Annotated in this window: 9 protein-coding genes; 8 read left to right on the plus strand and 1 reads right to left on the minus strand. The window is 58.4% G+C overall.

Annotated features, from left to right (window positions below; genetic code table 11):
- Positions 1 to 270: 270 nt before the first annotated feature.
- Positions 271 to 5,838, plus strand: coding sequence for an autotransporter outer membrane beta-barrel domain-containing protein (locus tag M8N44_RS08945; protein ID WP_249853095.1), 5,568 nt, complete (start codon positions 271 to 273; stop codon positions 5,836 to 5,838).
- Positions 5,839 to 6,188: 350 nt separating this feature from the next.
- Here M8N44_RS08945 and M8N44_RS08950 read toward each other — a convergent pair whose 3' ends face one another.
- A complete protein-coding gene (locus M8N44_RS08950; protein WP_012420078.1) occupies positions 6,189 to 6,392 on the minus strand; it encodes a DUF5683 domain-containing protein in 204 nt (67 codons plus the stop codon).
- 247 nt (positions 6,393 to 6,639) lie between these two features.
- Here M8N44_RS08950 and lepA point away from each other — a divergent pair, with 247 nt between their 5' ends.
- The 7 genes from lepA to M8N44_RS08985 all read left to right on the plus strand — a co-directional run bounded on the left by lepA (position 6,640) and on the right by M8N44_RS08985 (position 16,138).
- Positions 6,640 to 8,439 carry a translation elongation factor 4 gene (gene lepA / locus M8N44_RS08955; RefSeq protein WP_012420077.1) on the plus strand — a complete coding sequence of 600 codons (1,800 nt, stop codon included), beginning with the start codon at positions 6,640 to 6,642 and terminating at the stop codon, positions 8,437 to 8,439.
- Between the two features lie 163 nt (positions 8,440 to 8,602).
- Positions 8,603 to 9,586, plus strand: coding sequence for a thioredoxin family protein (locus tag M8N44_RS08960; protein ID WP_102727659.1), 984 nt, complete (start codon positions 8,603 to 8,605; stop codon positions 9,584 to 9,586).
- A 316-nt stretch (positions 9,587 to 9,902) separates the two neighbouring features.
- The gene (locus M8N44_RS08965) at positions 9,903 to 11,648 is read left to right on the plus strand and encodes a sulfatase family protein (protein ID WP_102728629.1); all 1,746 of its coding nucleotides are present in this window, start codon (positions 9,903 to 9,905) and stop codon (positions 11,646 to 11,648) included.
- A 114-nt stretch (positions 11,649 to 11,762) separates the two neighbouring features.
- Complete coding sequence (locus M8N44_RS08970) at positions 11,763 to 13,319, plus strand: beta-N-acetylhexosaminidase (RefSeq protein ID WP_102727658.1); 1,557 nt, start codon at positions 11,763 to 11,765, stop codon at positions 13,317 to 13,319.
- Between the two features lie 121 nt (positions 13,320 to 13,440).
- Complete coding sequence (gene cysS, locus M8N44_RS08975) at positions 13,441 to 14,856, plus strand: cysteine--tRNA ligase (protein ID WP_102721172.1); 1,416 nt, start codon at positions 13,441 to 13,443, stop codon at positions 14,854 to 14,856.
- A 5-nt stretch (positions 14,857 to 14,861) separates the two neighbouring features.
- The gene (locus tag M8N44_RS08980; protein WP_102728628.1) at positions 14,862 to 15,206 is read left to right on the plus strand and encodes a cupin domain-containing protein; all 345 of its coding nucleotides are present in this window, start codon (positions 14,862 to 14,864) and stop codon (positions 15,204 to 15,206) included.
- Entirely contained in the window at positions 15,203 to 16,138 is a 936-nt protein-coding gene (locus M8N44_RS08985) for a DMT family transporter (protein ID WP_102728627.1), read from the plus strand. The genes M8N44_RS08980 and M8N44_RS08985 overlap by 4 nt, the downstream gene beginning before the upstream one ends.
- Positions 16,139 to 16,218 lie beyond the last annotated feature (80 nt).

The raw sequence follows: 16,218 nt of genomic DNA on the forward strand, positions 1-16,218 counted from the left end.
AAAGCGGATTGAAAATTCGGCGATGATTCCAATATTGGCCCATGCAATATAAAATTTGATATTTTATATTCAAAATGAAAGTCTTATAGTATACCTCCCTTGCTTCAAGGGGGGAGGTAAATGAAAAGGTGAAAATCCCATTTTAGAAATTTAAAAAATCATAATGCACTTACAGTAAAAGTATGAGAATCCGGGAACTGGTATTTTCAACTTGACATCGAATTTTCAATCCGTTATATACATAAAAAATTAACATCTAATATTTTTATAATGCGTCTCCATCTGCCTATTACCCTGCTGGCGGCTGTTCTGGCTTGTTACACCAGTGTTTCCCTGGCCGTCCCAACATCTGAATCCCCCGCATGGGGAGCGAACTCCACCTTTAATAACAATGAGCCCGCCAATGAGTATTCAGTTACTGGGAGCCAATCCGTCAACCTTGATGTAAATTCAGGAAACAACAATTATTCCACAGGACTTTATATCGGAGCAGGCTCCTCGTTTACCATTAATCAGAATACGAACGGCGCCTGTACCATCAATTTGAACGGGGCATTTGCCGGAGAAGGAAATTTGACGCTGGTAGCGGCTAACGGCAATGCCGGCTATGCCTCCAAGTTTGTGCTTGGTTCCCAGGAAAGCAGTTTTTCCGGGAACATTATCCTTTCCCAGAAGGGGACGCAGCCCGGCGGGGCCATTCTCCAGATTACGGGAACGGCTCTCGCCAACGCAACGGTAGATTTGTCAGGCTCAATCAATCAAAGTTCCAGCGCCCTGACGTTGCAAATTTCCAATGCCGCCTCTCTGGCCGGTTTAAATGATGCTGACGGCTTCAGCGGAACACATAAAGGACGCGTCCAGTCGGCTAATTCCTCCAGAGCGAATCTTACCCTGACGGGCAACGGAAATTACACGTATGGGGGAAGTATCGGGGCAACCACGCAGCATTCCGGAGTAAACGGCAACACTACTCCCACGGGAGGAATAAATCTGATTATGGCCGGAACAGGCACGCAAAACCTGACGGGAACCGTCATCAACGCGAATATTACGGCCCAAGGTGGCACCTTGAAAATCAACAATTCTTCCCTGGCCTATTCCGGAATAATCATCATGGCGGGAGGAACGCTGGATTTCACCTCCGCCACTCTGGGGGCAAATTCCGTTCTGAACATGAACGGCACCGGCATATTGAAAAACGCAGCAATTGACGGAGCCAAGCTAACTTATACGGAATCCGGTTCCTCCTTTACCAAGGAAAATGTAACTTTCACTTCAGGCACCATTGACATCGGCGGCGCGCTTGACAGCCTGGTAGAGGGAGAGCAGGGATACACGTTTGATTTAGGGAACAACCTTGGTACGAATTTTACCGTATTGGGCTTAGAGACAGGGCAATATAGAATAGAAGGCAGCGTGCTGACGATAGAAGGCGAGGCGATATCCAGCGTGACGTGGGTATCTGCGGGAGAAGGAGGGGAATTGGAAGAAACGGTCAAGAACGCCTTTACGCTGGCTCTTGGGGAGGGGAGAGCGGCCAACGTCAGCCTGGGATATCTGAACGGGACCCTGACGACCAGCGGGGACAAAGTCTATCAAATCACCAACACCGGCGAAACTAAAATCAACCTGTCCGGGGTATACAACAGCGGGGCGACCCTGCCGTCCGGCAACCTCAACTACCAGGGGGACATCTGGATGGACATCAACGGAGGAGCATTCGGCATCATCGCCGGAGGTGTCACCAATGAATGGAGCACCAAACTCCAGACCAGCACGCTGACTGGGGACACCCATGTGCAGCTTTCCGGCGACGCCACGGCGGAACACGTCATCGGCGGGAACAACAAGGGAGCGTCTACAACATTAACGGGAAACACCAACGTTACCGTCAAGGATAACGCCATCGTGGCGGGAGCCATCATCGGCGGGAGCACCTCCGCCCACAACGCCGTCACCACCATCACGGGCAACACGAGCGTGCTGGTAACCAATGTCCAATATTCCAACACGGCCCAGAACCTGGATGGGGGACTCTCCAACTCATACATCATCGGAGGAAGCTCCTGGTCAAGCAATACCACTTCCGGAACAACGATTCAAGGCAGCACGTCGGCTACAATCAACCTGAACGGAATCACGCTTTCCGGAACAGAGGAACACAACAGCTTCGTCAAAACAATCATTGGCGGCAGTTATGGCAATGTAAACAACGCCGGAACGGTCAACAACATCAACGGAGACACCTCCGTTTCCATCATCGGCAGGGAAGGAATCACCTTCACGGGGGACATCATTGGGGGTTCCTTTGAAAATTCAGGCCAGGCCCAATACACGATTGGAGGAAATTCCTCCATCTCCATTAGCGGAGGCTCCACCTTCACCGGCAACATCTACGGTGGCTCCTACTCCAAAGTGCCAGGAAACACAGGCAGCACCATGACCACTGCAGGCAATATCACGGTAGAACTCGGAACAGGCACCTACCGGGGAAACATTTATGGAGCAGGAAATAAAGGCACGGCAGGAGGCGACGTCCTCGTCTCGCTGACGGGAGGAAGCGTCTTTGGGGCGGAAGGGGAACAAAGCGGCATCACCATCGGCGGAAGCGCCGGAGCGGCGGTCGAAGGAAACAGGACGCTGGAGCTCAAGGGAACCTTTGGAGACGCGGACTTCCAGTACGCCTCCTTCACTCAATTTGACAAGATTGACGTTACCGGAGAAGGCTCCTCCGCTACCATTTATTCCCTGACGGAAAGCGCCAGGCTGGAAAAAACCGGGGCGGGTCGCCTGACGCTGGGGGCTAACGCCGCAGGGGCGGAAACCATCCTCGGCGGAATCACGGAAGGCATTTCCATCACGGAAGGCAGCCTGAACCTCTCCGGAGCCGGGGGCAGCCATATGAAGGGAGACTGGAGCATCGCCTCCGGTTCCCGTCTGACCGGAGTCAGCGGAACCGTCACCGTGGGTGGGGAAAACGGTCTGGACAGTCTGTCCATTGCCCTGGGAACGGAAAACATCGGCCGGGACACGCAGGCGTCTGACGCCGTCATCAGCAACGGCAGCGGAACGGGAAGCGACCCGAACCTGTCCATCGAAGGGGAAGGGCTGAAGCTGGACCTGAGCAACGACGCCGTCGTCAGCCTTCTGCTGGAACATAAAACCGACGACTCCTCCAGCTACCTGACCCTGACCAGCGGAACGCTGACCGTCGGCGACCTGGGCGACGTCGCCTTCACGACCGACCTTCTGTCCAACTACGGCATCCGGGTCACCGGAACGGACGGAGGCAGCCTGGTGCTCAGCGGAGCGGCCACCGGCCTCTACCGCGTGCAGGAGGAAGGAGGGAACGCCCATGAAGTCAACTCCTATCAAACGCTCTCCGGCTACGCCGGCGTCGTCATCGGCGGCGGCCAGACCCTGACGGTCAACCTGGCCGGAGCCCCGGGCGAAGCCGACGGACAGGGAGCTAAAATCAACAACCTGATGGGAGCCGCGGGCAGCAGCCTGGCCGTCAACAACACCGGAGACGGCACGGCCGTCGTCATCCTCAACAACAAACAAATGACGACGGGAGAAGACGACATCGACCCGGCCGGCCAGGACACCGTCATGGGCGGCAGCATCACGGGAGGCAACAACGTCGCCTTCATCAAGGAAGGAACCGGGACGCTGACGGTCGGAGGAACGATGGACGTGGAAACCCTCGCCCTGCGTGAAGGAAACATCGTCCTCAACGGCGCGTCAAACACCCTGGACACCCTCACTCTGGAAGGAGGCGGCCTGACCATTAACGGCAACGCCGAAATCGAAACCATGACCGTTACGGAAGCCGGAGGAACCCTGACCATTCAGGGAACTTTTGACCTGACCGGAACAAGCAATATCAACGACGGAGCCATCACCGGAACCGGCTCCCTCCGTATCCGGGAAGGAGCGGAACTGGCTCTGGGCGGAGAAGCCCGGCTGGACGGAATCTCCGTCACCGCCGAAGGCACGCTGGCCCTCTCCGGAACGGAATCCGGCACCATCAGCAGCCTCTCCGGCAGCGGCACCCTGTCCATGAACGGAGGCCGCCTCTCCATCTCCTCGGCAACAACCTCCTCCGGAACCTTCTCCGGCACGCTGGCAGGCAGCGGCACCCTGGACATCTCCGGGCAAGCCACCCAATACCTGCAAACCGGCAATAAGGACTACGACCTCGCCGTCCGTGACGGAGGCGTCCTGGTCCTGAAAGGCACCGCGGACGCCCCCACGCTGAACTACAACAGCATCACCGCCGGAAACAACGGCACCCTGCGTATTGAAGCCACCGGGGACGCCCAGGGCAGCGCCAACACCACGCTCAACGTGGAAAACATCACCTTCCAGAACGGCTCCACGACGGAACTAATCTACAACTTCAACCAGGACGCCCCCTTTGGCGCCCCCATGCTGACGGCGGGCACCATCACCGTGCAGGACGGAGCCGGCTTCCTCCTCTCCAACATGGAAGGAAACGCCGCCATGAACGCGGGGAGCGACCTCCATGACGTCGTCCTGATGAGCGCCACCGGCAGCATCAGCGGCCTGGAAGACGGGCAGAGCCTCGCCGCCCGGATATCCGGCCTCTTCGCCGTCTACTACCAGGACGCCACGCTGAGCCGCGACGGAAACGACATCCTGCTCAATGCCACACTCCGGCAGGAAAACCTCTTCGCCTCCGCGGCCGACACGTGGAACTCCGCCGCCGGAGCCAGCCTGCTCTGGGAAGCCCGCAAAAACCTGGACCCCGACTCCCAGCTGGCCCAATTCATGAACGGCGTCAGCACCATGATCAATGACGGCAACCTCTCCGGAGCCTCCCGCGCCATGGCGGCGGCAGCTGGGAGCACGGTCAACGCGCTTGGGACGGCACAGAGGGACGCCCTGCGCGACCAGATGGGCTGGATCAGGAACCGGACCACCCTCATGGGCGTCAACCCGGCCTACGTCAACGACGACCTCCCCCGCTTCCACATGTGGATGGAAGGCACGGGCTCCTACGCCAAGCTCGACACCCGCGGGGATGAAAGCGGCTACCAGCTCACCACCTGGGGAGGCACCGTGGGCGTGGACGCGGACCTCAGCGACCGCCTCACGGTGGGAGCGGCCTTCACGGCCGGCTACGGCGACCTGACGGCCAGCGCGGCGGACAGCGCCGACGGACACCTGGACAGCTACTACGCCAGCCTCTTCGGGCGCTACCAGAACAAACGCTGGGCGCACACGCTCATCCTGACGGGAGGGTGGAACGACGCGAAACTCAACCGTACGGTCAACTACGGGGAAGGAAGCTACGGGACGCAGGGAAGCACCAGCGGGTGGGGTCTTGGAGCGATGTACGAACTCACCTACGACATCTACCTTGACGAAAACCGCAGCAGCGTGCTGCAGCCGCTGTTCAACGCCTCGGTGGTGACGACGCGGATGGACGGCTATGAGGAAACGGGTGCGGGCAACGCGGGCCTGAACGTCGGCCGGCAGGACTGGACGACGGGGACGCTGGCGCTGGGCGGCCGGTGGATGGGCCTGGTGGGCAGCAACATCTTCGGACGAGAAGCGCTGGCGGAAATCCGCGTAAACGCGGCGCAGGACCTGGGAGACCGGAGAGGGGAAACGAACGTCTCCCTGCTGGGCAACCCCGGCTTCGCGCAAAGCGTGAGAGGGGCGAAAACGGGAACGACGGCGCTGCAGCTGGGAGCGGGGTTAAGCGTGCCGGTGGGAACGAAGGGAACCATCTACGTGAACGGGAACGCGGACATCCGTGACGGGTCCAGCTCGGTCAACGGAAGCGTCGGCTACCGCTACGACTTCTAACAAGAAAGAAAACACAAGGAGGGGGGGCCACCCCCGAAAGGCCTTCCTCCTGACCCTCCAGAGCCGTTCCGGAATTATTCCGGAACGGCTCTGGGTTTTTGTTTATCGGAGGATGATTCCCCTGGCCCGCTTCCTGAAAATATTAATTAATTCAAAGTCAAAAAGTTGTGTTTACGTTTCCGCAGTCAACAAATGGAACCCCGTAAACATTGAAAATACCGGTATGAGGAAAAATGATGCCGCTATGAATGACGTATTCCTTCTGCAACCCTGGGAATGAATGCCGCTGCCAATCCGCAGGATGCGCTGCCCTTTCAGCCATCCTGGCTGTGAAGCCGAAACGGCAGTCATCATTCATTGTCCATGAAGTAGGCCTGCAAAATACAAATGATATGCAGGACAATAGGAACGAGTGCAAAGATGAACCAATACAGGAGGCCGTAAGCCGCACCCACCACCAGGAACCAGATGATGGCCTGGACAAAGTGGCCCTTGTACAACTGGCCGAGACCGGGAATAAATAGGCTTAAAATGGCTGCTAAAAAAGATTTCATATGCTGGCTGGGTAAGAAATGACCGCACGGGAAAAGGTTCACGTGCCTGTACCGTTTAAGAGCCTCCCTTCTTCCCTCACGTTCAATCTCCCGGCGCAGCCCCTGTCATGAATGACGGTTTTCCCGGAGCGAATGAAGCCGACGCGGCAGGGAACGGGAGGCAGTCATGTTCAAGTCTTGACCGCCGCATGGGCTATGTTACCCTCCCCGCGCACAGGGCACTCATGTTAGAAGGGTAGAGACCACCATGTCCATTGAACTGACTCGCAATTTCTCCATTATCGCTCACATCGACCACGGAAAGACCACCCTTTCCGACCGGCTGCTGGAAAAGACGAATACCATTTCCGAACGGGAGAAGCAGGATCAGCTTCTGGATGCCATGGACCTGGAGCGGGAAAAGGGCATCACCATCAAGTCCCACCCCGTTACCATTTTCTACAAGGCCGGGGACGGAAAGACTTACAAGCTCAATCTGCTGGATACGCCGGGCCATGTGGATTTCTCCTATGAAGTGTCCCGTTCCCTGGCGGCATGCGAGGGAGCCCTTCTTATTGTGGACGCAGCCCAGGGAGTGGAAGCCCAGACACTTGCCAACATGCACCTGGCCATGGATCTGAACCTGGCCATTATCCCCGTCATCAATAAGATTGACCTTCCCAGCGCCAACCTGCCCAAAGTGTACCGCCAGCTGGAGGACATCGTCTGCATCCCCCATGAGGAAGCCATCCATGCCTCCGCCAAGATGGGCATCGGCATTGACGATATTCTGGAAGCCGTTGTTCAGCGCATCCCTCCGCCTGAAACGGAACAGGACGGCCTTCTGCGCGCCCTGGTGTTCGATTCCGTTTACGACGCCTACCGCGGCGTAGTCTCCTATGTGCGCGTCATTTCCGGCAGCGTGCACCGCGGCATGAAAGTCAAACTTTTCGCAACGGACGAAGTGTATGAAGTGAAGGAAGTGGGTATCTTCACCCCCAAAATGACCCGAACGGATTCCCTGGAAGCCGGCGACGTAGGCTACATCATCGCCAACATGAAATCCGCGGCGGATGTCAAAATCGGGGACACGTATACGGATTACATGCGCCCCTGCCCATCCCCCCTGCCCGGTTTCAAGGAAATCCGCCCCATGGTCTTTTCCGGCATTTATCCGGTGGATTCCTCCGATTTTGAAGCCCTGAAAGCGGCCATGGCGAAGCTTCAGATTAATGACGCCGCTTTCTCCTTCCAGGCGGAATCTTCCGTAGCTCTGGGCTTCGGGTTCCGTTGCGGCTTCCTTGGCCTGCTCCATATGGAAATCATCCAGGAGCGTCTACGCCGGGAATTCAACATGGATATCATCTCCACCTACCCCTCCGTGATTTATGAGGTCACCAAGACAAATGGAGAGGAAATCAATGTGGACAATCCCAGCCTGCTCCCGGAACCGCAGGAAATTCAGGAAATCCGGGAACCTATCGTCAAGGTGTTCATTATGCTTCCTGGGGAATACATCGGGGATATCATGCAACTTGTCCTGGAAAAACGCGGCAGCGTGGACAATACGGAGACCATTGACGATATGCGCGTAATGCTCACCTGCACCGTCCCTCTGGCGGAAATTCTGGTGGATTTCAACGACAAGCTCAAATCCATGACGCGAGGCTACGGCTCCATGGATTATGAATACGCCGGCTATCAGGCCGCCAAGCTCATTAAAATGGACATGCTCATCGCCGGGGAACCGGTGGATGCCTTCTCCATGATTGTTCACCAGGACAAGGCAGCCTCCCGCGGCAGGGAACTGGCGGAACGCCTGAAAAACGTCATTCCCCGCCAGCTCTTCACCGTCGCCATTCAGGCCTGCATTGGCGGAAAAATCATTGCCCGGGAAAGCATCTCCCCCATGCGCAAGGACGTGACGGCCAAATGCTACGGCGGGGACGTCACCCGCAAGCGCAAGCTTCTGGAAAAGCAGAAGGAAGGCAAAAAGCGCATGAAAGCCATCGGGAAAATCAACATCCCGCAGGAAGCGTTCATCAAGGTGCTGAAAACGGGGGACTGATCCCGGCAGCCCATTCGCCCCGGCCTTTCCTAGAAAAGAAAGCCGGGAAACCGGGCGCGGTTGCCAAGGAACGGCAGAGCGGCAAAAACCGCCTCCGGAACTTGCGGCAGGGGTCATCAATTCCCGGTTGCGAAGAGGCCCCGGTTATGTTATCAGATCGGGCATGAGTCTGCCCAGGCTATCCATGCTTCTGTTTGCCTCTGCCGCCCTTTGCTCCTGCGTGGGGACCTCTCCGGAACCGGGAAAACCGAAAGTGAAAAAGAGTCTTTCGGAATACATGCAGGACAACATGGCCAATTCCATCGCCAATGTGCCGACGGGACTGCTGGGCACCACGCCGGGCCAGCAGCAGGCCCACCAGCTCACCGCCACCACGCAGGAGGAAATGAGGAAGGCGGACAGCGGCGCCGTCTACTACACGGACGCCCACGACCCGGATGCCCCCATCCCCGGACTTGAGGAGGCATTCGCCCAGCGCAAGGAAAACCAGCGGTGGATCCAGAGCTATTCCTCCGCCCTCCGGGAAGCCCAGAGCAGTGGAAAGCCCATCCTGATCTGGTTCCACCATTCCGCGGGCAGCCCTCCCAGCAAGAAACTGGCGGCGGAACTTCTCCATACGAAGGAATTTGAAGACTGGGCGAAAAAGAATGTCGTCCGCGTCTGTTACGACCAGGCGGAAAAGTTCGAGAGCGAACCGGTTTATAAGAAGCGCAAGAAAATGCTGGAGTATGTGCAGAAGGCCCCTTCCCTGTTTGGCGTGAGAGGTACCCCCGTGCTTCTGGTCATGTCTCCGGACGGCACCAAGGTGGACACGCTGCGCGGCTATTACACCGGACAAAACGCCCTTTACTTCGACCAGATCAAGAATAGCGTCAAGCTGGCCGGCCAGCAATATGAAGAATTCAAGAAAACGCTGACTCCCAAAGGCTATCGCGTCTGGACGGGCGTCAATGGAAACACCGTCTTCGCCAAGCTTTCCCGCTACTCGGAGAAAAACCAGACCCTCTGGCTCCAGGAACTGGACGGCCACCAGAGCAGGACGTCCCTGAAAAGACTCAGCCTTGAAGACAGGAAATGGCTTCTGGAGCAGAAAGAAGCCCATGAAAACAAGGGACGGAACGAGCGGCCCGGCCCGCGCGGCGCCTGATCCGGCGGTTTTTTTCATAAAACGGAACGCCCTTGGCTGGAGGCCCCCCGCAGGAATTCGCCGCCATCTCCTTCATTCAGACCGGGCTGCGCCTTCCGCTGGCAGCCCGGCGGAAGGGCCCATCTTCATGCGTTCCGGCGTTCCCTCCATTTTTATATTGAAATATAAAACTGATGTTTTATTTTTCCTAAAACTCTCTTTTGTCAGTTCTTTCTTTCGGGGATGTGGTCTTTTTCCATACTGGCAACAATGTTCTTCCGGACAAATCCTGCCCCCCCTGTTCAACCATTCACCTGTTTAATTCATAATTCCAACGATGAACCGCCATGCCGTCACCGCATTGATGCTTGCGGCCTGTTCCCTGCCTGCTTCCGCGGCCCAGCCGCAGAAGCAGGCTCCGGACCAGCGCCCCAATATCCTGGTTATTGTTACTGATGACCACTCCTACCAGACTCTGGGAACCTGTGACAAGGATTCTCCCATGCCCTATCCGAACTTCCGCAAGCTGGCGGACGAAGGCATGGTCTTTGACCGGAGCTACTGCGCCAACTCCCTGTGCGGACCGTCGCGCGCCTGCATTTACACAGGGCGCCATTCCCACATGAACGGCTATCTGTTCAATGAACACGCGGCTCCCTTTGACGGCTCCCAGCCCACCTTCCCGAAAATGCTCCAGAAGGCCGGCTACCAGACCGCCATTGTCGGCAAGTGGCACCTGGAAGCCATCCCGCCGGGCGCCAAGGGAGACACCTCCAAGTATGAGTCCAACCCAACCGGGTTCGACTACTGGGAAATCTTCCCCGGCCAGGGCAACTACTTCAACCCGGACTTCATCACCCCCGGCAAGGACGGAAAGCGCGTGGTGAAAACGGAACCCGGCTATGCCACGGAGCTGGTCACGCAGAAAAGCCTCAAATGGCTTGACCAGCGGGACAAGGACAAGCCCTTCATGCTCGTTGTGGGCCACAAGGCTCCGCACCGCTGCTGGTGCCCCTCTATCCAGAACCTGGGCCGAGCCAAGCAGTATGCGGACTCCATTGACCCGCCCGCCAACCTGGAAGACGACTTTGCAGACCGCCCGGAATTCCTGAAAATGACGGAACAGACCCTGCTCAACCATTTCAACGTCTGGTCTGACGAACACCTGATCAAGGACGTGGTGCCGGAAGACATCCAGAAAATGCTCTCCTGCCCGGAATCCAAGACCCTGCATACCCAGTACGACTGGGAAATGCCGGAATGGGTGCGCATGGACCCGCAGCAGAAGGAAGCCTGGTACAATTACCACAAGGCCCGCACCGTCCAGCTCGTGAAGGATATTAAAAGCGGAAAAATCAAGACCCAGCGCGACATCCTGCTGCGCCGCTGGCGCCATTACATGGAGGACTACCTGGGCACCGTGCTTTCCGTGGACGAAAGCATCGGCCAGATCATGGATTACCTGAAGCAGAACGGACTGGATAAGAATACGCTGGTCCTCTACTGCGGAGACCAGGGCTTCTACATGGGCGAACACGGCCTGTACGACAAGCGCTGGATTTTTGAGGAATCCTTCCGCATGCCCCTTATCATGAAATGGCCCGGCCATATCAAGCCCGGCGTGCGTTCCGCCGCCATGGTGCAGGAGCTGGATTACGCCCCCACCTTCTGTGAAGTGGCCGGTGCGACCACTCCGGAAAACATGAACACCTTCCAGGGCCGCAGCCTCGCCCCGCTGTTCAAGACCGGGGAACACCAGGACTTCAGGGACCGTCCCCTCTATTACGCCTTCTATGAAAACCCGGGCGAGCACAATGCCCCTCGGCACGACGGCCTGCGGACGGACCGCTACACGCTGTCCTACCTCTGGACCAGTGACGAATGGATGCTCTTTGACAACGAGAAGGATCCGGCCCAGATGCACAACGTTATCAACAAGCCGGAATATGCGGAAACCGTGAAGGAGCTGAAGGAACTGTACGGCAAGCTCCGCAAGGACTGCCAGGTGCCGGAAGGCTTCCCGGGAGCCACGGGCAAGCTGGCCGTCAAGCCGCAGTGGGACTGCGCACCCGCCAAAGACTGAGAACTTCCACGCCCCGGTTCCTTTTGAAAGAACGCTTTCCGGGTCCAACCCGGACGGCGGCGGAACGGAATCCGTACATCCTCCCAAACAACAACCATCACCAAACATCATCACATGAAAGCATTAATGCTAGCGGCCGCGTTCCTGGGCTCCCTCTGCTGGGCCGGAACCAATCCCTACAACATCATTCCGGAACCCGTCAAAGTGACGGCGGCCTCCGGCACCACCAAAAACCTCAAAATCCTGAACGAACAGAAGGTCGCCGGGCTGGGAAACGAGGGCTACACCATGAAGCTGACGCCCGGCGGCGTGGAGCTCCGCTACAGCACGCCCAACGGGAAAGCCATGGCCATGGCTACCCTTCTCCAGCTTCAGGACCAGCTCTCGGACACGCCGGAGGGCCTCCCCTGCGGCAGCATCCAGGACTCCCCGGACTTTGGCTGGCGCGGCATGATGGTGGACGTGGGCCGCTACCACTACCCGATGAAGGAGCTCTACAACTTCGTGGACGCCATGCACTACTACAAGTACAACGTCCTGCACCTCCACCTGACGGAAGACCAGGGCTGGCGCCTCCCCGTGCCGGGCTACGACAAGCTCCGCACGATTGGAGCGGTCCGCCCTTCCGCTCCGGAAGGCCAGAACAACTCCCTGCTGGCCAATGAAGGCATGTACTCCAAGAAGGAACTCCAGGACCTGGTGGCCTACTGCAAGGCGCGCGGCATCCAGGTGCTGCCGGAAGTGGAAATGCCGGGCCACAACATGGCCCTGGCCGCATCCTACCCCGAATTCTGCTGCAACACCAAGCGGGCCCAGGTATGGACGCACGGCGGCGTTTCCTCCAAGCTGATCTGCCCGCAGAAACCGGGCACCAAGAAATTCCTCAAGGACACCTTTGACACCGTCAACCAGATATTCCCCTTCTCGTACGTCCACATCGGCGGGGACGAATGCCCCATGGGCGACTGGAAGAAGTGCCCGGACTGCCAGGCCGCGCGCGCCAAGAAGGGCCAGGGGGACGACGTGGAAGCCCAGATGAGCGACTTCACGAAGAGCCTTGGAGCCATGCTTGCCAAGAACAAGAAAAAGCCCATCCTGTGGTACGACATCAACAAAGGCTACTACCACAAGGGGGAAACCGTCATGTCCTGGCTGCCGGGAGAATTCCCCCGCTGCATTGACAAGACGAAGGAACAGGGCATCGACCTCATCGTCACTCCCCAGTACAAGTACTACCTGGCCCGCACCCAGATGAAATTCCCGGCGGACGACGTGCGCGCCCGGCCCGGCGGCGGCCCCATCCTGCTGAAAGACTGCTACAACTTCGACCCCCGCAACGGGCGTGACAAGAACGACGTCAAGCACATCAAGGGCATCAACCTCTGCATGTGGGCGGAATGGATTCCCTCCGGGGAACTGCTGATGTACATGACCTATCCGCGCGCCATGGCGGTCTCTGAAACCGCTTGGGGCAGCCATAAGGACCGCCCCAGCCTGGAAGACTTTGAAAAGAAGATGGAAACCCATAAGAAGCGCTTCCAGAAGCGCTTCGGCTACACCCTGGAACGCACGGTGGAAAACAAACCCTACCGGGAATCCTCCATCACCCAGGAAGAAATAGACCGCATCAACGCGAACTATAAGAAGGGCCAGCAGGACGCGGGCAAATAACCTTTTCCAGCCTCTCGCCACCATCTGATTCCTTCAAGGCCGGGGACGCGCGCAGCCGCAGGTCCCCGGCCTTCTTTTCCCGCTTGACCGGAGGGCCCTCTTCCCTTCTAATCGTTCCGCCATGTTACACCTTTACGATACCCGCACCAGAACGGCACAGGACATTTCCCCCATGGACGGAAAAACGCTGCGTTTCTACTGCTGCGGACCCACGGTGTACGGCCCCGCCCACATCGGCAACTTCCGGACCTTCGTGATGCAGGATATTTTCCGCCGCGTTCTGGAGCTGGGCGGAACCCCCACCATGCACGTCCGCAACCTGACGGACGTGGATGACAAGACCATCCGGGATTCCCAAAAAGCCGGAGTATCCCTGGCGGAATTCACCGCCGGCTGGGCGGACCTGTTCCACCGGGACTGCACCGCCCTCAACTGCCTTCCACCCCACGTGGAACCCTCCGCCGTAGGCCACATTCCCGAACAGATACGGATGGTCCAGGCTCTGGTGGAAAAAGGCCATGCCTATGTCTCTGAAGACGGTTCCGTGTACTTCAGGATCTCCTCCTTCCCGGAATACGGAAAGCTTTCCCACCTGGATGAACGGGAACTGGATCTGGGCAAAACCGCCAATGCCCGGTCCAACGCGGATGAATATGAAAAGGACTCCGTGGCGGACTTCGTCCTGTGGAAAAGCCGCCGCCCTGAAGACGGGGACAATTTCTGGCCCTCCCCCTGGGGGGAAGGCCGCCCCGGCTGGCACCTGGAATGCTCCGCCATGATCCACAAATACTTCGGCAATGACTTCGATCTCCACTCCGGCGGCGTGGACCTGGTGTTCCCGCACCATGAAAACGAGGTTGCCCAGTCCCGCTGCGCCTGCGGCGGCGGTTTTGCGCGCCTGTGGTTCCATATCACGCACCTGCTGGTGGACGGCGGCAAGATGTCCAAATCCCTGGGCAACATGTACACCCTGGCGGACCTGGATAAATTGGGCCACAAGCCGTCAGCCGTCCGGTACGTGCTGGCAGGGGGCTATTACCGCCGCCCGCTGAACTTCACCCTTTCCTCCCTGGAGGACGCCAAAGCCGCGCTGAACCGCCTGTCCAAATTCGACGCGCAGCTCCGGAACGCCTCCGGAACGGACTCCGTTCCGTCCTATGAGGAATTCTGCGCCGCCCCCCCGGAACCGGGCATCTTCCAGCCGGCCTGGGACAGCCTGAATGATGACCTGAACACTCCGGAAGCCCTGGGCCACGTCTTCAGCGCCATCAGGAAGGCGGATGTTCCCTCCCTGACTCCGGAGGAAGCGCGCCGCATGCGGAACGCCTTCCACTTCATTCTGGCCGCTTTCGGCATTCTTCTGCCGGAAGAGGAACAGGCGGAAGCGCCGGAGAACGTGCGCACCCTGGCGGAACAGCGCTGGCAGGCCAGGCAGAACCGGGACTGGGCGGAAGCCGACCGCCTGCGGGCGGAAGTAACGGCGCTGGGCTGGACCATCAAGGACCGCAAGGACGGATACGACCTGGCGCGCAACTGAACGGCATGGACGCTTTCTCCCCTATCCCCAACCACACGGGCTTCACGGCCAGGAGCCTGTTCACGGATGCGCAGGGAACCCTGAAGGACGGAGCCTTCGCCAACATGGAACCCGGAGGCGGCGGCCCTCTTTCCCCGCACCGCCACGCCCACGCCCATTTATTCATTGTCACCCGCGGAACGGTCGTTATCCTGCTTGACGAAGAGGAAAAAACGGTCCGTGAGCATGAATCCCTGCTCGTGCCCGGCGGCGGCCGTCATGCCGTCTGGAACAGGAGCGCGGAACCGGCGGAAATCGTAGGCCTTACGCTGGAAGCCGCCCGCGCCCCCCAACTACCTACAACCCGATGAACTCCCGCCAACGCACGCTGGGCCATGCCGCCGCCCTGATGACCATCCTGATCTGGGGGACCACCTTCGTGTCCACCAAGGTGCTTCTCCGGGACTTTACCCCCGTCACGGTGCTCTTCACCCGCTTCGTGATCGGGTACGCTTTCCTCTGGTGCCTGAAGCCGCGCCTGCTTCCGCTCTCCGGCTGGAAAAAGGAACTCCTGTTCGCGGGAGCGGGCCTCACCGGCGTCACCCTGTACTTCCTGCTGGAAAACATCGCCCTGACGTACACCTTCGCCTCCAATGTGGGCATCATCGTGGCCGTGGTGCCTTTCTTCACGGCTCTTCTGGCCCACTTCCTGCTGAAAGGGGAGGGCTTCTCCCGCCGCTTCTTCCTGGGCTTCGCCGCCGCCTTCACAGGCATCTTCCTCATCATGGCGAACGGCGCCTTCGTGCTGGAACTGAACCCGGCGGGGGACGTGCTGGCTCTGGGCGCGGCCTTCGTCTGGGCGGTCTATTCCATCCTGATGAAAAAAATCGGCGTCAACACGTCCAACATGATCATCTGCACGCGCCGCATCTTCTTTTACGGCATCGTGCTGATGATTCCGGCCCTGTTCGTCCTTCCGGTGAACATGGACTGGCATCTGATGGTGAAGCCCGTCAACGCCCTCAATCTGCTGTACCTGGGCCTGTTTGCCTCCGCCCTGTGCTTCCTCTCCTGGAACCGCGTGGTGGAAATCCTGGGAGCCGTCAAATCCAGCGTGTACATTTACATGGTTCCGGTCGTGGCCGTAGTGGCCTCCGCCATCATCCTGGGGGAACGCCTGACCTGGATATCCCTGACGGGGATTCTCCTGACCCTCTGCGGCGTCACGATTTCCGAGTACAGGAAAAAAACGCGGAAGAGCGTCAGAGAAAAGGGAGAAAAGCCCGTTCTGCAAAAAGGCTGATTCCCCCTGCTTTCCGGAATCATGCTGTTTTTTCCAGGAAGAAAAACGGCTGGCGAATATTCCCGGACGGAATGCCTCCG

It is taken from the genome of Akkermansia massiliensis (assembly GCF_023516715.1).
Taxonomy (GTDB): domain Bacteria; phylum Verrucomicrobiota; class Verrucomicrobiia; order Verrucomicrobiales; family Akkermansiaceae; genus Akkermansia; species Akkermansia massiliensis.